This is a genomic window from Niastella koreensis GR20-10, from assembly GCF_000246855.1.
Taxonomy (GTDB): domain Bacteria; phylum Bacteroidota; class Bacteroidia; order Chitinophagales; family Chitinophagaceae; genus Niastella; species Niastella koreensis.
The window spans coordinates 7,774,394-7,794,422 of the sequence record NC_016609.1; the positions used below are offsets into that span (position 1 = coordinate 7,774,394).

17 protein-coding genes are annotated in these 20,029 nt (G+C 44.5%); 13 read left to right on the forward strand and 4 right to left on the reverse strand.

The features are described from left to right. Positions 1-286: 286 nt before the first annotated feature. Positions 287-1,291, forward strand: coding sequence for a recombinase RecA (gene recA / locus NIAKO_RS30930; RefSeq protein ID WP_014222420.1), 1,005 nt, complete (start codon positions 287-289; stop codon positions 1,289-1,291). A gap of 512 nt (positions 1,292-1,803) precedes the next feature. On the opposite strand, the gene NIAKO_RS30935 is transcribed toward recA, so the two are convergent. Continuing rightward, positions 1,804-2,433 carry a T9SS type A sorting domain-containing protein gene (locus NIAKO_RS30935; protein ID WP_014222421.1) on the reverse strand — a complete coding sequence of 210 codons (630 nt, stop codon included), beginning with the start codon at positions 2,431-2,433 and terminating at the stop codon, positions 1,804-1,806. Positions 2,434-2,597: 164 nt separating this feature from the next. On the opposite strand from NIAKO_RS30935, the gene NIAKO_RS30940 reads away from it, so the two are divergent. From NIAKO_RS30940 to polA, 3 genes are all read left to right on the forward strand, one after another. Then, positions 2,598-3,050 carry a methylglyoxal synthase gene (locus NIAKO_RS30940; RefSeq protein ID WP_014222422.1) on the forward strand — a complete coding sequence of 151 codons (453 nt, stop codon included), beginning with the start codon at positions 2,598-2,600 and terminating at the stop codon, positions 3,048-3,050. Positions 3,051-3,218: 168 nt separating this feature from the next. Beyond that, on the forward strand, positions 3,219-5,258 hold the full coding sequence (gene uvrB / locus NIAKO_RS30945; RefSeq protein WP_014222423.1) for an excinuclease ABC subunit UvrB: 2,040 nt from the start codon (positions 3,219-3,221) through the stop codon (positions 5,256-5,258). Positions 5,259-5,795: 537 nt separating this feature from the next. Next, positions 5,796-8,657, forward strand: coding sequence for a DNA polymerase I (gene polA / locus NIAKO_RS30950; RefSeq protein ID WP_014222424.1), 2,862 nt, complete (start codon positions 5,796-5,798; stop codon positions 8,655-8,657). 39 nt (positions 8,658-8,696) lie between these two features. Here polA and tmk read toward each other — a convergent pair whose 3' ends face one another. Next, positions 8,697-9,326, reverse strand: a complete 630-nt coding sequence (gene tmk, locus NIAKO_RS30955) for a dTMP kinase (protein ID WP_014222425.1) — start codon at positions 9,324-9,326, stop codon at positions 8,697-8,699. Positions 9,327-9,554: 228 nt separating this feature from the next. Here tmk and NIAKO_RS37360 point away from each other — a divergent pair, with 228 nt between their 5' ends. The 6 genes from NIAKO_RS37360 to NIAKO_RS30985 all read left to right on the forward strand — a co-directional run bounded on the left by NIAKO_RS37360 (position 9,555) and on the right by NIAKO_RS30985 (position 15,982). Continuing rightward, complete coding sequence (locus tag NIAKO_RS37360; RefSeq protein ID WP_014222426.1) at positions 9,555-12,014, forward strand: hypothetical protein; 2,460 nt, start codon at positions 9,555-9,557, stop codon at positions 12,012-12,014. A gap of 124 nt (positions 12,015-12,138) precedes the next feature. Beyond that, complete coding sequence (locus NIAKO_RS30965; protein ID WP_014222427.1) at positions 12,139-12,720, forward strand: GNAT family N-acetyltransferase; 582 nt, start codon at positions 12,139-12,141, stop codon at positions 12,718-12,720. Between the two features lie 111 nt (positions 12,721-12,831). Further along, positions 12,832-13,344: a hypothetical protein gene (locus NIAKO_RS30970; RefSeq protein WP_014222428.1), complete on the forward strand. Its 513-nt coding sequence runs from the start codon at positions 12,832-12,834 to the stop codon at positions 13,342-13,344. A gap of 105 nt (positions 13,345-13,449) precedes the next feature. Next, positions 13,450-14,106, forward strand: coding sequence for a DsbA family protein (locus NIAKO_RS30975; protein WP_014222429.1), 657 nt, complete (start codon positions 13,450-13,452; stop codon positions 14,104-14,106). A gap of 64 nt (positions 14,107-14,170) precedes the next feature. Next, on the forward strand, positions 14,171-15,265 hold the full coding sequence (locus NIAKO_RS30980; RefSeq protein WP_014222430.1) for an amidohydrolase family protein: 1,095 nt from the start codon (positions 14,171-14,173) through the stop codon (positions 15,263-15,265). A gap of 144 nt (positions 15,266-15,409) precedes the next feature. Then, positions 15,410-15,982 (forward strand): DUF1579 domain-containing protein, encoded by a 573-nt coding sequence (locus tag NIAKO_RS30985; protein ID WP_014222431.1) that lies wholly within the window; start codon positions 15,410-15,412, stop codon positions 15,980-15,982. Between the two features lie 86 nt (positions 15,983-16,068). Here the strand turns inward: NIAKO_RS30985 and NIAKO_RS30990 are convergent, their stop codons facing one another. Then, entirely contained in the window at positions 16,069-16,503 is a 435-nt protein-coding gene (locus tag NIAKO_RS30990) for a DUF1761 domain-containing protein (protein WP_014222432.1), read from the reverse strand. A gap of 189 nt (positions 16,504-16,692) precedes the next feature. Here NIAKO_RS30990 and NIAKO_RS30995 point away from each other — a divergent pair, with 189 nt between their 5' ends. Continuing rightward, on the forward strand, positions 16,693-17,682 hold the full coding sequence (locus NIAKO_RS30995) for a sensor histidine kinase (protein ID WP_107685464.1): 990 nt from the start codon (positions 16,693-16,695) through the stop codon (positions 17,680-17,682). A 1-nt stretch (position 17,683) separates the two neighbouring features. Beyond that, the gene (locus tag NIAKO_RS31000) at positions 17,684-18,448 is read left to right on the forward strand and encodes a LytR/AlgR family response regulator transcription factor (RefSeq protein ID WP_014222434.1); all 765 of its coding nucleotides are present in this window, start codon (positions 17,684-17,686) and stop codon (positions 18,446-18,448) included. Between the two features lie 213 nt (positions 18,449-18,661). On the opposite strand, the gene NIAKO_RS31005 is transcribed toward NIAKO_RS31000, so the two are convergent. Then, on the reverse strand, positions 18,662-19,093 hold the full coding sequence (locus NIAKO_RS31005) for a hypothetical protein (RefSeq protein ID WP_014222435.1): 432 nt from the start codon (positions 19,091-19,093) through the stop codon (positions 18,662-18,664). 237 nt (positions 19,094-19,330) lie between these two features. On the opposite strand from NIAKO_RS31005, the gene NIAKO_RS31015 reads away from it, so the two are divergent. After that, on the forward strand, positions 19,331-20,017 hold the full coding sequence (locus tag NIAKO_RS31015; RefSeq protein ID WP_014222436.1) for a DUF5606 family protein: 687 nt from the start codon (positions 19,331-19,333) through the stop codon (positions 20,015-20,017). Positions 20,018-20,029: the final 12 nt, after the last annotated feature.

Sequence of the window (20,029 nt, forward strand, 5' to 3'; positions counted from 1 at the left end):
CGTCCTTCCTTTTTCTTTCCTTTCCCCACTACCCCAACACTACCCATTTACCAGCGAAATACTACCTTTTTACTACCCATTTACTACCCCCGTACCTATAAAAAAGGTAATAGAGGGGTCGTCCTGAAACGGTTCAGGAACGAACCCTGAACGGTAAAAGGGTATGGGGAAGTTAGTCACACCACCAAAATAATTAGTTCTGCAATACTAAAATAATTAGTGTTGATAATATAATTTTCTCTACATTTGGCAATCGGTAAATTTGAAAGCATTAAAACAACCCATTATGGCAGAAAACGAAAAAGCAAAAGCGCTCAAGCTAACTATAGATAAAATTGAAAAAGATTTTGGTAAGGGCAGTGTGATGATGATGAACGAAAAGTCAACGGAACCGATGGAGGTAATCTCTACCGGCTCCATTGGTTTGGATGTAGCTCTCGGTATCGGCGGTTTACCAAAAGGCCGTATCGTTGAGATCTACGGACCTGAATCTTCCGGTAAAACCACCATCGCCATCCACGTTATTGCAGAAGCCCAGAAAAAAGGCGGCATGTGCGCCATCATCGATGCGGAACATGCATTTGACAGCCTGTACGCTAAAAAATTGGGTGTTGATGTAGATAACCTGCTTATCTCTCAACCAGACTACGGTGAGCAGGCCCTGGAGATCGCTGACCGCCTTATTTTATCAGGCGCCCTGGATGTAGTGGTAATTGACTCTGTGGCCGCCCTGGTGCCTAAAGGCGAGCTGGAAGGCGAAATGGGTGACAGCAAAATGGGTTTACAAGCCCGTTTGATGTCTCAGGCCCTGCGTAAGCTTACCGCCACCATCAATAAAACAAATACCATTTGCATCTTTATTAACCAGCTGCGTGAAAAGATCGGCGTAATGTTCGGTAACCCCGAAACCACTACCGGTGGTAACGCCCTGAAATTCTACGCATCGGTTCGTTTGGATATCCGCCGTAGCGCACAAATTAAAGACGGTGACGAAGCCATCGGTAACCGGGTTAAAGTAAAAGTGGTAAAAAATAAAGTAGCTCCTCCTTTCCGCGCCGCAGAATTTGACATTGTATTTGGCGAAGGCATTTCAAAAATGGGTGAAATAATCGATATGGGTGTGGAACTGGGTATTGTAAACAAAAGCGGAAGCTGGTTCAGCTATAACTCTGATAAGCTCGGCCAGGGCCGTGACGCGGTTAAAAACTTATTACAGGACAATCCTGAGCTGGCGAACGAAATTGAGACTAAGATCAGAGAAAAGGTTAAAGAAATGCGGGAAGCTTCTTAAGTGAAAAAAAGCAGATGATTTCTAAGCGGTTTTCATTTGCACTTTTTCCAGGTTCAGTTGAATTTATATGGGTTAGTAAGTAAAACGTCCCGGTTCGGCCGGGACGTTTTTATTTTACAAATAACTTATATAAGGGATCTATATCGGGTAGGTTAGTACGGCAGTGCTATAAAATAAAAAAGGGGTCTGAATAGAAATTCAACCCCGCTTTTAAAATCCAATATCCTATGAAAAACCGAGGTAAAAATAGCGTTGAAATCTGATATCTGCAATACCATTTTGTGGTAATAGTAAAAATACCAAGTTAATTCGGAGATTTAATAGCTGTTTCTGCGTATAAATACATGCAATATTTATCTGTATAACAAAAAGGGGATCAAGTAATTACATATTACTAAACAGCTTCGGTTTGCAGAAAACTGATGATGAGCAGGAAAGTTATTGACATTTTCAAATATAAGGCGCTTTCGACTGCTAGTATCGGTTGAGCATATCCCCCGGGAACCCTTTGTTTAGTTCTTCACCAGTTTTTCCTGGGTTAGCAAACCCGTGGTGTGGTTGTTTATACGCAGAAAGTAAATGCCCTTTTCAAGCATGGTTACATTCAGGGTTTGTAACCCCTGCAGGTTATTTATATTCATCCGTTGCTTGCCTGTGGCATCAACAATTTGAATATCGGCTACCGCCTCAGACCGTACAATTAAGATGTTATCTACCGGGTTGGGGTAAAAGCGAAAAGAGATATCGCCTGCCACCAGCGCTTCCTTCGATTTTGAGAACGCCTGTTGAAACCCGTCCTTACCGGAAAAGCGTACCCGGTATAAACTACGGCCCCGGGCCGGTGAATCGTCTACCCACTCATTGTCGGGTTTAATGTCTGATTGCTTTATAACGGCCACCACCTCAAACTCACGGCCACCACTGCTTCTTTCTATGGAAGCAAAGGTATACGTTGTATCTTCCGGCTGTTTCCAGTTTAAAACAACCTTTGAATTTTCGCGAATGTTCAATGTAAGATCAGTGATAAAAGAGGAAGTATCTGTAGAATCAGCAATGGTCACCGGTGCTGCCGGTGGAACTTCCTGCGCTGTACATACATGTACAAGCAGGCAAATTAAATATACCAGTACGCCTTTCTTCATTGAATTTAATGGGTCAAATTTCTGGAACTTCACTATTTACAATTACTATGCCCGTTTGTGGAAAACGTTTAACACGCTAATAAAATTCAACGCAGGCAGTTAAAGTTTTTCAAAAGTCAATTACCTTGTTCCCGCTTATATAATACAACCAAGAACATAAGTCTATGCTTAGAGTAAGAAAGTTAAATGCCCGTAAACGTATTGCCTTAGTAGCGCACGACAACAAGAAGAAAGACCTGATAGAATGGGCAGAGTTTAATAAGACCGTACTGGCACGGCATGAATTATTTGCCACGGGTACAACCGGCAAGCTGCTCGAGAACAGCCTCGACCGCCCGGTGAAGGCCTTACTTAGCGGGCCTTTGGGCGGCGATCAGCAAATTGGCGCCCTCATAGCCAGCGGCGACCTGGATATGCTGATCTTCTTCTGGGACCCCATGGAAGCACAACCGCATGACAGCGATGTTAAAGCTTTGTTACGGGTAGCCATTGCCTGGAACATAATTGTGGCCAACGACCGTGCTACTGCCGATTTTATTCTCACTTCGCCTCTCATGAATGAGGAGTATATGTTGAACATCCCTGATTATACCTCTTACCTGAACCGGAAAATTTAACGTTTAGTATAGACTGCCTCCTAACCGGAAGCAAATACAAGCCGAACTTTTAAAAGCCAGAATCGTTTATATTAATCCGCACCCTTTCCAAAGTTTACACACTTTGGAAGGGGTTAAGGCGGTAAATTTGAGTACAGTTTTATACCTTATTCCAGTTTTAACTATACTATGGCTTTTAAATTACATGCACCATACCAACCATCCGGCGATCAGCCGGAAGCCATTCGCCAGCTTGTAACCGGGCTGCGCGAGGGCGAACCCTTTCAAACCCTGCTGGGGGTAACCGGTTCCGGTAAAACCTTTACCGTCGCCAATGTTATTCAGCAGGTTCAAAAACCTACCCTTGTACTTACCCACAACAAAACCCTGGTGGCCCAGTTGTACGGTGAGTTCAAACAATTCTTTCCCGAGAATGCGGTAGGGTATTTTGTAAGTTATTACGATTACTACCAGCCCGAAGCTTACATGCCTGTAAGCGATACTTATATTGAAAAAGACCTGAGTATCAACGAAGAACTGGATAAACTGCGGCTGCAGGCCACTACCGAACTGCTCAGCGGCCGCCGCGACATTATTGTGGTAGCCTCGGTAAGCTGTATATATGGTATTGGTAACCCTGCTGAGTTTGAGAACGGGATCATCCGCATTCACCAGGGACAGGTAATTTCGCGCCAGGGCTTTTTGCACGCACTGGTAAACAGCCTGTACATGCGCAGTACGATCGACTTTAACCGGGGTAATTTCCGCGTGCAGGGCGATACAGTTGACATTAACCTGCCTTACGTTGACTTCGGCTATCGCATTACTTTCTTTGGCGATGAAATTGAAACCATCGAAACCATTGATATAAAGACCAATAAGCGCATTGGAATAGTGGAGAACGCTGCCATCTTCCCGGCTAACCTGTATTTAGCTCCCAAGGACATGATCCAACAGATCCTGGCCGAAATTCAGGACGAAGCCGCCGCCCAGGTAGAATACTTTAAAAGTGTGGGTAAATTCATTGAGGCCCAACGTCTTAATGAACGGACCAACTATGATATAGAAATGATCCGCGAGCTGGGATATTGTAATGGGGTAGAAAACTATTCCCGGTTCTTTGACCGCCGCTATCCTGGTACCCGGCCGTTCTGTTTGATCGATTACTTTCCCAAAGACTTTTTATGTGTGATCGATGAAAGCCACCAAACCGTTCCACAGGTGAGCGGCATGTATGGGGGCGACAGAAGCCGTAAACTGGTGCTGGTTGATTATGGGTTCCGCCTGCCTTCCGCATTGGATAACCGGCCCCTGAACTTCCATGAGTTTGAGTCCATGCTCGACCAAACCATCTTTGTTTCGGCCACCCCCGGCGATTATGAGCTGGAAAAAACCGGTGGCGTGGTGGTGGAGCAGGTAGTTCGTCCCACAGGTTTATTGGACCCGCCAATTGAAATTCGCCCCAGCGTGAATCAGATTGATGACCTGCTGGATGAAATTGATAAACGCGTTACGAAGGGCGACCGAGTGCTGGTAACCACCCTTACCAAACGCATGGCCGAGGAAATGGACAAGTACCTGCACCGGATTAATATTAAGTCGAAATACATTCACAGTGAGGTGGATACCCTGGAACGGGTAGAGATCTTACGCCAGTTGCGCCTGGGCGAAATTGATGTACTGGTAGGGGTGAACCTGTTAAGGGAGGGCCTCGACCTGCCGGAAGTTTCCCTGGTTGCCATCCTGGATGCTGACAAAGAAGGGTTCCTGCGTAATGAAAAATCACTGACCCAAACAGCAGGCCGTGCAGCCCGTAACGTTGACGGTTTGGTGATCTTTTATGCAGACACCATGACAGAAAGTATGCAGCGCACTATTGATGAAACCACCCGCCGCCGCGAAAAGCAAATAGCCCATAACACGCTACATGGCATTACACCCAAAACAGTAATTAAATCACGCGACCAGGTATTTGCCCAAACATCGGTTTTGGATATTAAAGGATATGATCCCAACAACCCGCATGCAATTGCGCCGAGTGAAGACCTGGTAACCTATGCAGCGGAAGAGCAAGTGGTGTATCAAACCATTCCCCAAATGGAAAAAGCCATTTCCAAAACGAAGAAGGAAATGGAGAAAGCCGCGCGTGACCTGGATTTCATGGAAGCTGCCCGCCTGCGCGATGAAATGTTTGCGCTGCAAAAACAGCTACAGGAAATGAAAGGTTAATCAGCGGTGCAATAACTCCCCTTACAACGGGACAGGTTATGCTAACGTGCTAATGGAAATGTTAACAGGAAAAATACTGTGTACCATATACTAATTTACAAGTAGTGCGCGTTTTTAATGCGTTCAAATTCAACCCCTAAATCCAATACTTTGTGAATATGAGAGCCCGTCGTATGCGTCGCCGCTTATTTAATTTATTTGCATTTGCCTGCCTGGCATTTGCCCTGTACCTGATAAAATTTTCAAAGCCAGAAGCAGCCACTCCACATTTTACCCCAGCAAAAGTTATTCAGGAGCCTAATGGTGCAACTGCAGCTTTACACAGGGTACATTAATTAAACCAAAAGAAGTAGGTATTCAAGTAATTGTTCTCCTTAAACCTGGCTGGCAACAGGTGGGAAAACTCCAATATAAGGTTAATTAGCCATCGGGGCACATACCGGTTAACTATCGGGCCGATGGGCTAATTAACCAATTTTTTTAGCAATTTAGTCCCTAACTTCGGGGCAATTGTGAATTTTAATTGGAGGATACCATATGGAGAATCAATCTACTGAAAAGAAAGTTTTTTTGCTCGACGCCCTGGCGCTGATCTTTCGTGCATACTATGCATTGATCCGCAACCCACGAATTACTTCAAAAGGAAAGAACACCAACGCCCAGTTTGGTTTCATCAATACCCTGCTCGATCTCATAAACAATCAAAAGCCAACGCATATGGCTGTTTGTTTTGACACGCAGGCCCCTACTGAACGGCATACTGAATTCAGCGAGTATAAGGCAAACCGCCAGGAATCGCCAGAAGACCTGATGGCGGCCATTCCCGATATAAAAAGAATTATCCGTGGTTTTAACATCCCCGTGCTGGAAGTAGATGGGTTTGAAGCCGATGATGTTATTGGCACCCTGAGTAAAAAAGGAGCTGCTGCCGGCTATGTAGTGTACATGGTAACGCCAGATAAAGATTATGGTCAGTTGGTAGATGGTAACATTAAAATTTACAAACCCGGTTACCAGGGCGGTGATGCTGAAATTCTGGGCGCAAAAGAAGTTTGTGAAAAATGGAACATCAAAGAAGTGCACCAGGTTATTGATATTCTCGGTTTAATGGGCGATGCAGTGGATAACATTCCAGGTATTGCCGGTGTAGGAGAAAAAACAGCCGCTAAACTGCTGGCGGAATACGGTACGCTGGAAAATGTGCTTGAAAATGCCGACAAAATAAAAGGGGCCCTGGGTGAAAAAGTGCGTAATGGCAGAAACGCCGCCATCCTTTCTAAAAAGCTGGCTACTATTATTACGGATGTGCCCATTGAGTTTCATGAGGAAGATTTCAAGTTAAAAGAATGGAACCGCGATCTGCTGAAAGAAGTGTTTACCGAGTTGGAATTTAAAACAGTTGCCAAACGCATTCTGGGCGAAGAGATCTCCATAGTACCCGGCGCAGTACCACAAGGAGTTCAAACCGACTTGTTTGGCCAGCCGGTAGAAGCAGGAAAAACAAAGCCCGCTAAATCAGAACAAACAGAAGTGGCAGGCGATACCGACCGGGCCGAAGATGGCGACATTGTTCATGCGGGTAAAAACATTCATAATACCGCTCACCAATACCGCACCATCCAGGAAGACGCGGCTATCCAAAGTCTCATAAAAGAATTACTCGAGGAAAAAGAAATCTGCTTCGACACCGAAACCACAGGCATAGATGCCAATGATGTAGAGCTGGTGGGTATGAGCTTCTCCTTCAAACCCGGCGAAGCTTATTACGTTCCCTGCCCGGCCGATCAGCAAGCCGCACATGCTTTACTGAAGCAGTTTGAACCTGTTTTCAACAGACCGGATGTACTGTGGATTGGCCAGAACCTGAAATACGATATGCTGGTGTTGAAGTGGTATGGTTATGAATTAAAAGGCGAAACTTTTGATACCATGCTTGCTCACTATGTAATTGAGCCCGACGGCAAACGCAGCATGGACATGCTCAGCGCCCAATTTCTGGGTTATGAGCCCGTTCACATTGAAGAATTGATTGGCAAGAAAGGCAAGAACCAGTTGAACATGCGCGATGTAGCCATTGATAAGATCAGTGACTACGCCGCCGAAGATGCCGATATTACTTTACAGTTGAAACAGGTGCTGGCGCCGCTTATAAAGACCAGGGAAGTAGAAAAAGTTTTCAGTGAGGTGGAAAACCCATTGGCGAAAGTGCTCATGGGAATGGAATATGAAGGCGTTAAAGTGGACGTAGATTTCTTACGCGACTATTCAAAGGAGCTGGAACGCGAAGCCGCCAAGGCAGAAGACAGCGTGTATGAACAGGCTGGCGTTAAATTCAACCTGGCTTCGCCCCGTCAGTTGGGTGAAGTACTTTTTGAAAGATTAAAGCTCGATCCCAAAGCAAAAAAAACAAAGACCGGCCAATACGCTACTGGTGAAGATGTATTGTTAAAACTCGCCAGCCAGAACAAGATCGTGGAAGACATCCTGGCGTTCCGTGAACTCACCAAATTGAAATCAACCTACGTAGACTCACTGCCTGAACTTATTAATCGTAAAACGGGAAGAGTGCATACTTCCTACGCACAAGCCGTTGCGGTAACGGGCCGCCTCTCCAGCAACAACCCCAACCTGCAAAACATTCCTGTTCGTACAGAAAGAGGCCGCGAGATTCGCAAAGCATTTGTACCACGCGATAGCAACCGCGTATTGATCTCCGCCGACTATTCGCAAATTGAATTGCGTATTGTTGCCGGTATCAGCGGCGACCCCGCTATGTGCGAAGCCTTTAAAAAGGGAGTTGACATTCATACCGCTACTGCCGCAAAAGTATATGGTGTGGAAGAGTCGGCAGTAACCAAGGAACAACGCTATAAAGCCAAGAGCGTGAACTTTGGTATCATCTATGGCCAGGGGGCGTTTGGTTTGGCCGATAACCTGGGCATCAGCCGGACTGAAGCAAAAGAAATTATCGATAATTATAAAAAACAGTTTGCCGGCATTCAAAAGTATATGGATGACACCATCAACTTTGCCCGCGAAACCGGTTACGTGCAAACAATCATGGGGCGTAAACGTTGGTTGCGCGATATTGGTTCTTCCAACTTTACCGTGCGTGGTTTTGCAGAACGAAACGCCATCAACTCTCCTATTCAGGGAACGGCGGCTGATATGATCAAGCTGGCGATGGTGAAGATCTACCATGAATTCCGCAAGTATAATTTTGAATCAAGGATGATCTTGCAGGTGCATGACGAATTGGTTTTTGATGCAGTGAAAGAAGAAGTGGAGACCATCAAACCCATTATCCTTGAATGTATGCGCAGCGCACTGCCATTACCCAATGAAGTGCCTGTGGAAGCAGAAATAGGATCAGGCACCAACTGGCTGGAAGCGCATTAATATTTCAACTCCGCTCAGACTTCTGAGCGGAGTTTTTTGTTAAGTAAGCATTGACGCTACTTTTTGCCAGATATCTCCAGCAATCAACTCTGGGGTACGATTGCCATCAACAGAATATATATATTCATCTCCCTTTAATTTTTCAAAAGCCTCCATATACTTCGAACGCACCAGCTTCAGGTTATCGAGCGTTTCAAACAACTCTATAGTATCCCTGTTGGCGTGTAAACGCTGCATGCTTATTTCGGGAGCAACATCAATAAAGATATTTACATCCGGGCGAAGAATGCTGGCGCTCATGGCATTTGCCTGTATCACCCAGTCAATATCCATATGCGCGCCCTGGTAGGCGTAGGAAGAAAAATAATAGCGGTCCATAATCACCGTATAGCCTTCCGCCAGTTTTTTCACAATCCCATACTCCTCGTTTAACAAATGGTCGAGACGATCGGCCACAAACAAACCGGCAATGATCCGGTAATCGGCTTTGGTATTTCCTTTCAGAATATCTCTGATCAGTTTACCAATCTGGTTGTTGGTGGGTTCAAAAGTGCTGTATACTTTATGTCCCTGGTTTGTTAATTGCTCTGTCAGTAATTTTGTCTGGGTGCTTTTTCCGCTGCCGTCTATTCCTTCGAGGGCAATAAAAAGATTATTCCGGTGTTTCATAACTCGTTCAAAAATACACGGAAAAGACTAAATGACAGTGCTCACCGGCAACCTTGTTAAAAAGTCATTAAATTGGCACTGAAACTGCCCCCCTTTAACGTTTGTTTTGTCTAATATTTTGTAAAAGCCGGGATCATTGACAAACCCCTAACCAAAAGTTCCGTCTAATGGTGGTAAATTAACATAACAAACGCCCTGTTCAATTCTATAAAAAATAAAAATTCCCGTATGAAGATCTTTACACTGGTGGCCGTGTTGATGGGTAGTATGATAACTCATCTGGTGATGGCCCAGGAAAACTGGCCCAAAACAGCAACTACTTCTGATGGGACCATCCTAAAGCTATATCAATGGCAACCTGAATCATTTGAAAGCAATACATTAAAAGCGCATGCCGCTATTTCTGTTTTGGAAAATGGTAAAACAGAACCTGTGTTTGGGGTAGCCTGGTTAAAAGCCACTACCGAAACCGCAGGCTCTCAGGTTAACGTTAAAAGCATTTACATCACCAACATTAAATTGCCTGGTGAAACAAATGACGATAAGCTGGAAACCATAGCCAATACCCTGGAGGATAAAACACCGGCCTGGGATATTTCATTTCCACTCAATGATCTGCAAACCTCGCTCGACCTGAATAAACAGCAAACGAACCTGGCCGGTCAGATCAACAACAATCCGCCAAAAGTTATTTACACCAATGTTCCTTCCATCCTGGTGTCAATCGATGGTGATCCTAAATTGCAGGCGAATAAAGACTGGGGAGTTGACGCCGTGGTGAATACACCGTTCGTGTTGGTGAAAAATCATGACAGCAAATATTACTTATACGGTGGCAAGCACTGGTATACAGCGCCTGGCGTTGATGGCCCTTATAAGATCATCACTGAAATTCCTTCCAACCTGGCTAAAATTGAAACCCAGATCAAAGAAGCCGATAAGAAAAACAATACAGATCAGGGAAAAGAAACCGACGATAATACCATTTACAATATTGTGGTAACAACCCAGCCTGCTGAATTGATCCAGTCAAAAGGCGAAGCCAATTTTGCGGCAGTGGAAGGCACCGGTTTACTGTATGTGGCCAACTCTGAGAACGATATTTTCATGGACATTAATTCACAACAGTATTATGTGTTGCTTTCAGGACGTTGGTACACTTCTAAAACCCTTAGCGGTAACTGGCAATATGTAGATGCAGACAAACTGCCTGCTGAATTTGCCAAGATCCCTAAAGGTTCACCCAAAGACAATGTACTGGCCAGTGTAGCCGGAACCGAACAGGCGAATGATGCTGTTACCGATGCTCAGATACCACAAACAGCGAAAGTTGAACGCAACAAAGCAAAAGCAGATATCACCTATGATGGCGATCCCCAGTTTGACCCAATTGACGGCACCGACATGTCATATGCTACCAATACACCCGGGTCAGTGATCCGCTGGCATGGCAGGTACTACACTGTTGACGATGGGGTTTGGTTTGAATCTCCTAATGCAGTTGGTCCATGGGTAGTTAGTGTGGCCCGTCCTACAGCCGTGGCACTTATTCCACCCAGTTACCCGGTGTATTACATGAAATACGTGGACATTTATGATGTAACACCTGATTATGTGTATATGGGTTACACGCCCGGTTATTTGAATGCCTATGTATACGGACCAACCGTAGTATATGGTACCGGTTATTATTATCGTCCCTGGCATGGACATTACTATTATCCACGTCCATACACCTGGGGTTTTGGTGTCCGTTACAATCCCTGGTTTGGTTGGGGCTTTGGAGTTGGTTTCGGGTTCGACTGGTTTAATGTAAACATCGGCTTTGGTAGTGCATATCCCTGGGGTTATGGGTATGGTTGCGGTGGCTGGTGGGGCCCACGGGTATATACCCCCTGCTACTACGGACCTTCTTATTACTACCGCGGTGGTTACTATGGCCGCAACAGCTACTATGCTTATCGCAGTCATACCAACGTAACTATTGTAAATAATTATTACTCTAATACAAATATCTACCGTAACCGGGGTGGTGTAGTAACAAGACCCTATACGGGCGGATACAACAGGCCTTATACCGGTGGCCGTTATGCTGCCGGAAATTCATATGGTGGCCGCAGCGGCTTTGCCAACAACAACGGTGATCGCTTTGGGACAAGAGGCTATAATAATAACGGAGGCTATAACAGCGGAGGCTTTACAAGAAACAACCCCGGAGGCAGAACAGTTACAGCCCCGGCACCAGGTGGCAGATTCGCCACATCGCCCAATGGCAATGACAGAGGATGGAGTAATCCACGTAACACAACGGGGATGTCAGCACCATCAAGCCCGGGTCGCACCTTTAACAATGGCAATAACCAGCCTCGTACAACCGGACGTTTTCAGTCGCCCAGCCAATCAGTAACAAGAACTTTTGATCAGGGAGGCAGCCGTCCACAACGCACATACGACATGCCAGCCCAGAGCGGCAGGGTTAACGGTGGCTGGAGTGGAAGCAATCGCAGTTTCGAGCCACCAAGAGTAAGCCGTCCGGTTCAACAACCACAAGGCAATATTTCTGCCCCACGTGGTGGTGGTAACTTTGGAGGCGGTGCTCCATCAAGAACTTATAGCCCACCAAGCCGCGGCAGTTCATCAGGAGGTGGCGGAGGTAATGGTGGTAGCCGTCCTGGCAGACGTTGGTAAAATAACATTATAAAAACTTACTTTACAGTCCTCCCGTTAACCCGGGAGGACTTTTTTTATGTGAGCCGGTAAAGCCAATTTTAAAATGCGTTATAAATACCTGTAACACTACCAGTAGTATATTATGCAATTTGAACATCTTATCCCCGGGCGCTTTATTGATCTGGAAAGATTTACCAACGTTCACATTCCTGAACTGGAATCAATTGCCATGGATGTAAAGATCTGGCAAAATCTTCCCTATAATATTAAGGGCAAAGCCGGTTTTGATGTTTTTGTAAAAGAGTTACAGGCAAAAAATCTGCACAACCAGACGATTACGTATGTGATCCGGAATAAAGCAACCAGGAAGGTTTGTGGCAGTACAGGTTTTATTAACATAGATGCAATTAATCAACAATTGGAAATAGGGCCTACCTGGCTTTCGCCAATTGTTTGGGGCACAAAGGTTAATATAGAAAGTAAATATTTATTGTTGACTAATTGCTTTGAACAATTGCATATTATGCGGGTTGAGCTCCGGACAAGGCCAGCCAATAAACGATCGCAAAAAGCCATAGAAAAGATCGGTGGCATCAAAGAAGGTGTGCTTAGATGCCATCGTAAAAATGATGATGGAACATTCCGTAACACAATTATGTACAGCATAATTCAACCAGAATGGCCGACTACAAAAATGAATCTGGAAGTATTGATTAGTAAATGATTGCTAAAGGTTTTTTTAAGTAAACATTTCACTTTACCAGAAATATTTTTGATCTTTCGGCGTTCTTTTTACAGAAACTCGTTTCTGTAATTATACCCTTAATCTTATACTATGAAACGAATTTTGGCTTCATGCGTAGTTTGCTTTTTTTTCATTTACACACTATACGCCCAATACGACACCTCGCAGTTTACGGGTTTGTGGGTACTGCAGTCTGTTAAATTCAAAAAACCTGTTGATCTTAATAAAGATGGTTATCGTTCATCCGATGCCTTTTGGGAATTTGATGAATGCAGAAAAGACCAGCAAATAGAATTGTTCCCCGATTACAGTGCTAAAACTTATTTAGGTACTTCCAAAAGCGGATGCACCAATGAAATAAAGCAATACCGGTGGAACCTGAAAGAAGAACTGGTTAAAGAAGTGAAATATGAATTAGGTAAAAGAGTGGTAGATGAAAGACGGCCTACTGTATTAAAGTTGAATGATGTTACAGGCAACGATGCCAGAGTTTTTGTCGTAATAGGTGTTGATGAAAATATTCTTACCCTGAAAGGATTGGTTAAAACCGGTGTCAATACAACTGAAGAAGCCATTCTTATTTACAGGAAACGAAAGAAGTAATAAGTAAAAAATATATCATACTACTATCGGAAACGGCTATCTGTGTTTTGCATAGATAGCCGTTTCTGTTAAGATTGAAAGTATAAATGTAATTTCACGTTAAATATGGACCCAGTAATCTTTTATTGTTACGATGCTTATTGCAACTGGTGTTATGCATTCAGCCCCATTATGCAACGGATAGCAGCAACGTATAGCAACCAGGTACAATTTGAAGTGCTTTCAGGCGGCATGATCCTGCCTGAAACCCCGAAGCCAATAAGCATAATGGCTGAATATTTTTTAACCAATTGCAAAGCAGTAACAGAAGCTACGGGCACCATATTTGGTGATGACTTTCTTTGGCATATTAAAAACCCGGAACTGAGCGATTGGTTCCCCAACTCTGAAAAACCAGCCATTGCCTTGTGCGTATTCAAGGAATACCATCCTGATAAACAGGTGGCCTTTGCAGCCGATCTGCAATACGCTTTACAATATGAAGGTCGCGACCTGGATGACAACGAGGCTTATCGTCATTTACTTGAAAAGTATGCAATACCTGTTGATGAGTTTTATAACCTTTTGAAAGACCCTGCCTGTAAAGAAAAAGCACACGAAGAATTCGGGATCTGCAAACAATTACACGTAGAAGGTTATCCACAAGTGTTATTGCAGGTGAATGAGTCCAGGTTTATTTTGCTGGCATCGGGTTATACCGAATACGAAGTGCTAAAAGAAAGGCTGGAAAGCGCCCTGCACGACATAACTGCGACCAAATAGCGTCTTTTTTACTACCGGTTTTTGATTTTTGCCAAATGCCCCTAATTTGGTAAAAATTCTTTGTATGCGGAAGCTGTATCTACTTGCCGGTTCTTTAATTACACTCCATACTGCCTGTGCACAAACTTCAACGCACATGGATTTTGAAAAATATACGCCCACCTCTACCCTGGTGGTGCCGGAGCATAAATTAACCCACGCCCGTTATCCGTTTATCGATGTACACAATCACCAGAGTAACATGTCGCCGTCAACACTCAGGGACCTGGTAAAGGACATGGATAAACTAAACATGGCGGTTATGGTAAACCTCAGTGGCGACAACGGCAAAAGCCTTCAAAACAAGCTCGACAATATTCGTTCCACCAGTCCCAAACGGTTTATTGTTTTTGCCAATATCAGTTTCGGTGGCATTGGTGAGCCTGGCTGGACGGAAAAAGCCGTAAAACAACTGGAAGAAGATGTAAAGTATGGCGCCAATGGCCTTAAAATATTCAAGAACCTGGGCCTTTCGGTAAAAGACAATACCGGCAAACGCGTGACTGTTGACGATCCACGACTCGATGCCATTTGGGAAAAATGTGGTGAACTAAAAATACCCGTGCTCATACATACAGCCGATCCCAAGCCCTTTTGGGACCCGGAAGACGAACACAATGAACGCTGGTTGGAGATTGCCTCGCATCCAGGCCGTAAAAGAGGGGATGATGATCCGGCGCCCTGGGAAGTGCTGATTGAAGAACAACACCGGATGTTTAAAAAACATCCTAAAACCACTTTCATTGCTGCACATTTTGGCTGGTATGCCAATAACCTGGGCAAGCTGGGGCAGTTGTTGGATGAGATGCCAAACGTTGTTGTGGAGTTTGGCGCCGTGATTGCCGAACTGGGCCGCCAGCCACGTATGGCCCGTCAGTTCTTCGGGAAATACCAGGACCGGATCTTATTTGGAAAAGACAGCTGGGTGCCTGAAGAATATACTACCTACTTCAGGGTGTTGGAAACAGAAGATGAATACTTTCCTTACCACAAAAAATACCATGCTTTCTGGGCTATGTATGGCATGGGCCTGCCTGATTCAATTTTGAAGAAAGTGTATTACAAAAATGCCTTGCGCATTATTCCCAATATTGATAGGTCAGCATTTCCTGTTGATTAAATACATTACAATTCTTTCTTCGGGTAGCATGCCCCGTGTCTTTTTCATCGGGCCGCCTTACGGCTTCGTCAGGGATTAATTGATATTAATCAGTTTTCGCATTGGTACTTTTTTTGATATAGTACATTTATAAAAACTAACAGCATGAAAAAGCTCACCATTGCGGCCTTAGCCGTACTGTTTGTAATCAACAGTTTTACTGCCAGTGCACAAACTCAGGACCAGATGAAAGCATGGACAGATTATATGACGCCCGGTGATGTTCATAAAATGATTGCGAAATGGGATGGTAAATGGAATGGCGATGTAACTATGTGGATGCAGCCCGGCGCAGCTCCCATGAAGAGCAAATCAACCTGTATAAACAAAATGGTAATGGGCGGCCGCTATCAGCAAAGCAACCACTCCGGCAACATGATGGGTAAACCCTTTGAAGGCCAGGGCACCCTTGCCTGGGACAATGCCCGTAAAATGCTAATCAGTACCTGGATAGATAATATGGGAACCGGCATTATGTATATGGAAGGAACCTGGGACGATGCTTCAAAAAGCGCCACCTTCAAAGGCAAAACGGTTGACCCCGGTACAGGTAAGGATATGGATGTAAAACAGGTCTTTACTGTAATGAACGACAACTCACAGAAACTGGAAATGTTTATGTCGCAGGATGGACAGGAGTTCAAGACCATGGAAATTTTGTTTACCAGGGCCAAATAATTAGGACGCTATATTGTCATAAAAAGGCATCCCGATACATAGGGATGCCTTTTTACTTTCATGACTATACTGAAGGTTTTTAGATGTTATTTCCAAGCACCAATGATGGCGCCCATCAGAATAAGGGCTACTATACTGTAAAATCCATTTATAAAGATCAACCGCCAGGGTTTTAATTCAAACAAACTATGAATAGCAATGGCGCAAAAGGTCCAGATGCCGGCGAGGAAGCCGGCAGTTGCGCCCCACGCTATATCGGCTTTGGCGGCACAATTAGCAGGGCAGTCAGCTGGCGTTGACAGGAACATGGCCAGGTTAACAGACATCAATAAAGAGAATATGAGGGTAAAGCCAAAGATCTTTCCTTTGTTGCCACCCTTTTTTATTTGTTCTTCCGTAAAATTGTTATCCTTCATCCAGGCCCTGCCAAACAAACCGGGCGAGTACCATACGCCGCCTACTACAAAAGCGGAGATACCGGCCACCAGTACCGCCCACCAGTTTATTCCGTTCATTGCCATAAGAAATTAGTTTTGAAAATGATCACCCGCCTTAACTGGTTTATGGTAATTTCAAATCTATTTCCTAATTTTTACCCAATCAACTAAAAGGGAATCAGACTGGAAAAGCAGGCGATCAATAGCAATAATAAGCCGATTAAAAAAACCACGGGTGTTGAGCGGTTAAATGATATCGGGTTCAGGATAATATTGATCCCGGCATTTGGTGTTGCCATTCCATTGGTGTCGGGTATGATGAGTCCCCTGGCATTAAATCACTGGAAGTTCAAGCTCAGCTTTCTGTTCACCACTGGTATTTCTTTTCTTATCTGGGAAGGGAACCGTTATTTGCTATTCACGCTGCGGAGTTATTTCGACTGGTTCAATAAACCGGTTAGAAAGATAGTTGTGCTGGTGCTGGCCATTTCTTTTTATACCATCCCCATTACGGCCCTGCTACTCGTAATCTGGTATCACCTGTTTAATGAAGGCGTGGTGAACTGGGACCAGATAAAAACCACCAGCCTGGTGGTTATGGTTTGTGTATTGTTCATTACTCATATATATGAAACGGTTTTTTTAGTACGCGAAGCAGAAAGTGAAAAATTAAAGAAGGAGCAACTGGAAAGGGCCCGGGCAGAAGCGGAACTGGAAGCGCTCAAGAACCAGATAGATCCTCATTTTATTTTTAATTCGTTGAATACGCTATCGCATCTGATCGGGAAGGATGCAGCCAAGGCAAAACAGTTCAACGATAACCTGGCGGATGTGTATCGCTATATTCTTCAAAACAAAGCGCGTGAATTGGTATTGCTGCAGGAAGAATTGTTATTTCTGAACGATTATTTTTCTTTGTTGAAGATCCGGTTTGAGCAGGCGGTGCAGTTGCACATCCATATCGACCCGGTTGCACACGATCTGTATCTTATACCACCTATCTCATTGCAGATCCTGGTTGAAAACGCCATCAAGCATAATGAGTTTTCCGATGCCATTCCCCTGGTAATTACGATTGAAATGCAGGGGGAGGAATTGATAATACACAACCAGGTACGGAAAAAGATTTTACGAAAAGCATCTTCGCGCATTGGTTTACATAACCTGGGCGAACGCTATAAATTAACTACCAGTAAAGAGATCAGTGTGATAGAATCGGCCAGCGATTTTACTGTTTCCTTACCAATTTTAAAAATTGCCTGATATGAACTGTGTAATAATAGAAGATGAAAAACCAGCAGCAGAAAAATTACTCTCGTTATTGGCGCTATGCAATCAGCAGGTATTTGTTGAGGTGGTATTGGGCAGTGTTAAGGAGGCCATCAGCTGGTTGCAGGAACATGCTGCCCCGGAATTAATATTTATGGATATCGAGCTCAGCGATGGATTATCCTTTAAGATCTTTGAAGAAATAAATGTGGAGTGCCCGGTTATTTTTACCACGGCCTATGACGAATACTGGCAGGAAGCCTTTGAATATAACAGCATCGATTATTTGCTGAAACCTATTAAGCCGGAGAAACTGGAGGCAGCCCTTAATAAATACCAGAAGTTAAAACAGCATTTTACCGGTTACAAGGCCCTGGCCAACTGGCCGGTAACCCAGGCGAACCAAACGCCAACAGGTGGGTTTAAAAAGCGGTTCCTGGTAAAACGAGGCACCGATTACATCAGTATCAAGGCAGAAGAGGTAGCCTATTTTTATGCCACCCACAAGCTGGTGTGCATGGTTGACAGCAGCGGCCAAAAGTTTATTATGGACCAGTCCCTGGCCGATATTGAAACCCAGGTTGACCCGGCCGCTTTTTACCGGGTTAACCGGAAATACCTGGTAAATATGAGCGCCATCAGGCGCATAAAGAGCTATCCCAAAAGCAAGTTGTTGCTGGAGGTAGTGCCCCTGGTCACGGAAGAAATTATTATCAGCCAGGAGAATGCAGCCGCGTTTAAACAATGGATGGGGCAGTAGTTCAATAGGCAATTGGCAAAGGACAATTGGCAAATTATCTCTATCAGTCATCAATTTGGCTGCAAACGAACACTCCGCGATAGCTAAATATTGCATTTTGTCTATTGCCTATTGGCCATTGCCAACTGCCAGTTAGGAGCACTCATTTCCTAATAAAAAAACCCTGATGGTAAAACCACCAGGGTACATCCTATAACGTGTGCATCAAAGCCATTAGTTGTTGCCGCCGCCATTACCACCACGACCGCCGCCACCTCCACCGCCGCCGCGTTGTGGACGGGTAGTAGGTTCAATCGTTTCTTTCCACTTCTTGTACTGGTCGTCGGTATAAATCTTTTTCAGCTTATCATCGCGCTCACCGGCCAGTTTCATCATTTTTTCGCGGATGGCATCCCGGTCAGGGGCGCCGCCACCGGCACGCATTTCTTCAAATATCTTATCCTGAGCCCTGAAGTAATCCATAAAGGCGCTGTCACTTTTAGGGGCCTGGTCTTTATCCAGGTTCAGATCAACCAGCTTTTCTTTTACCATTTTTAACCTTTCCTCGGGGGTACGGCGCTGAAAACCGCCACCGCCGCCCTGCTGGGCCTGTACGGCCACTACGCCGGAAATGGCAATAACTAATAATAAGATCGCTTTTTTCATGCTATGAGATTTAGTTTAAGTAAAGTGTTTGCATATTGGAAGGCGCTTTGGCCCAAAACCTGCGTTTTGCCGGAAATTATTGCCCAAAATTCAAAAAAAATTTCAGGGGCCGTTTAGGAGGTAAAAATGCCGGGTTGGCAGTCCGGACGGTGCCCTGTCACTATCTTTCAGACTATTTTGGAACACGGTTTGCCAAAATCAGATTATCTTGCAACTCCTTAAAAATTTTGAATTGATATGGAATACGCTAAAATTGTCGCAGTAACGGGCTTGCCAGGATTATTCGAATTGGTAAGCAGTAAATCAGATGGCGCAATCGTAAAGTCACTGGATGACAAAAGCACAAAATTCGTTTCGAGCAGAATACATAACTTTTCTCATCTCGAAAGCATTGAAGTATATACAGTTCGCGATAACGTGAACCTGGTGGATATTTTCACTGCCATGGACCAGAGCGGTGAAAAAGCACCTGATGAAAAAGATAATTCTGCTGTTAAAAAATATTTCGAGAAAGTATACCCCGACCTCGACTTCGACCGTGTATACTCGAGCGATATGAAGAAGATGGTTAAATGGTTCAGTGTGCTGAAATCGAATAATGTTGAAATCAAATTAAGAGAGATCACCGAAGAAGCACCCGCTGATGAAACTGATGTTGCCGAAGAAGTAGCCTCTGCTAAGGAAGAAAAACCAAAAGCAGCCAAGGCAGCTAAAGAAGAAGCAACTGAAGAAAAGAAAGAAGCAGCGCCTAAGAAAAAAGCAGCGCCTAAAGCTAAAAAAGAAGATGGCGAAGGCGAGGCTGAAGAGAAAAAAGAAGCAGCTCCTAAAAAGAAAGCGGCTCCAAAAGCCAAGAAGGAAGACGAAGAAGGTGATGCCGAAGCACCTAAAAAGAAAGCAGCTCCTAAAAAAGAAGCCAAAAAGTAATTTTAACAACTT

What these genes read in the sequence shown, in the direction of transcription:
- recA (WP_014222420.1), top strand. Translation starts at nt 287, where the DNA reads ATGGCAGAAAACGAAAAAGCAAAAGCGCTCAAGCTAACTATAGATAAA.
- NIAKO_RS30935 (WP_014222421.1), bottom strand. Translation starts at nt 2,433, where the DNA reads ATGAAGAAAGGCGTACTGGTATATTTAATTTGCCTGCTTGTACATGTA.
- NIAKO_RS30940 (WP_014222422.1), top strand. Translation starts at nt 2,598, where the DNA reads ATGCTTAGAGTAAGAAAGTTAAATGCCCGTAAACGTATTGCCTTAGTA.
- uvrB (WP_014222423.1), top strand. Translation starts at nt 3,219, where the DNA reads ATGGCTTTTAAATTACATGCACCATACCAACCATCCGGCGATCAGCCG.
- polA (WP_014222424.1), top strand. Translation starts at nt 5,796, where the DNA reads ATGGAGAATCAATCTACTGAAAAGAAAGTTTTTTTGCTCGACGCCCTG.
- tmk (WP_014222425.1), bottom strand. Translation starts at nt 9,326, where the DNA reads ATGAAACACCGGAATAATCTTTTTATTGCCCTCGAAGGAATAGACGGC.
- NIAKO_RS37360 (WP_014222426.1), top strand. Translation starts at nt 9,555, where the DNA reads ATGAAGATCTTTACACTGGTGGCCGTGTTGATGGGTAGTATGATAACT.
- NIAKO_RS30965 (WP_014222427.1), top strand. Translation starts at nt 12,139, where the DNA reads ATGCAATTTGAACATCTTATCCCCGGGCGCTTTATTGATCTGGAAAGA.
- NIAKO_RS30970 (WP_014222428.1), top strand. Translation starts at nt 12,832, where the DNA reads ATGAAACGAATTTTGGCTTCATGCGTAGTTTGCTTTTTTTTCATTTAC.
- NIAKO_RS30975 (WP_014222429.1), top strand. Translation starts at nt 13,450, where the DNA reads ATGGACCCAGTAATCTTTTATTGTTACGATGCTTATTGCAACTGGTGT.
- NIAKO_RS30980 (WP_014222430.1), top strand. Translation starts at nt 14,171, where the DNA reads ATGCGGAAGCTGTATCTACTTGCCGGTTCTTTAATTACACTCCATACT.
- NIAKO_RS30985 (WP_014222431.1), top strand. Translation starts at nt 15,410, where the DNA reads ATGAAAAAGCTCACCATTGCGGCCTTAGCCGTACTGTTTGTAATCAAC.
- NIAKO_RS30990 (WP_014222432.1), bottom strand. Translation starts at nt 16,503, where the DNA reads ATGGCAATGAACGGAATAAACTGGTGGGCGGTACTGGTGGCCGGTATC.
- NIAKO_RS31000 (WP_014222434.1), top strand. Translation starts at nt 17,684, where the DNA reads ATGAACTGTGTAATAATAGAAGATGAAAAACCAGCAGCAGAAAAATTA.
- NIAKO_RS31005 (WP_014222435.1), bottom strand. Translation starts at nt 19,093, where the DNA reads ATGAAAAAAGCGATCTTATTATTAGTTATTGCCATTTCCGGCGTAGTG.
- NIAKO_RS31015 (WP_014222436.1), top strand. Translation starts at nt 19,331, where the DNA reads ATGGAATACGCTAAAATTGTCGCAGTAACGGGCTTGCCAGGATTATTC.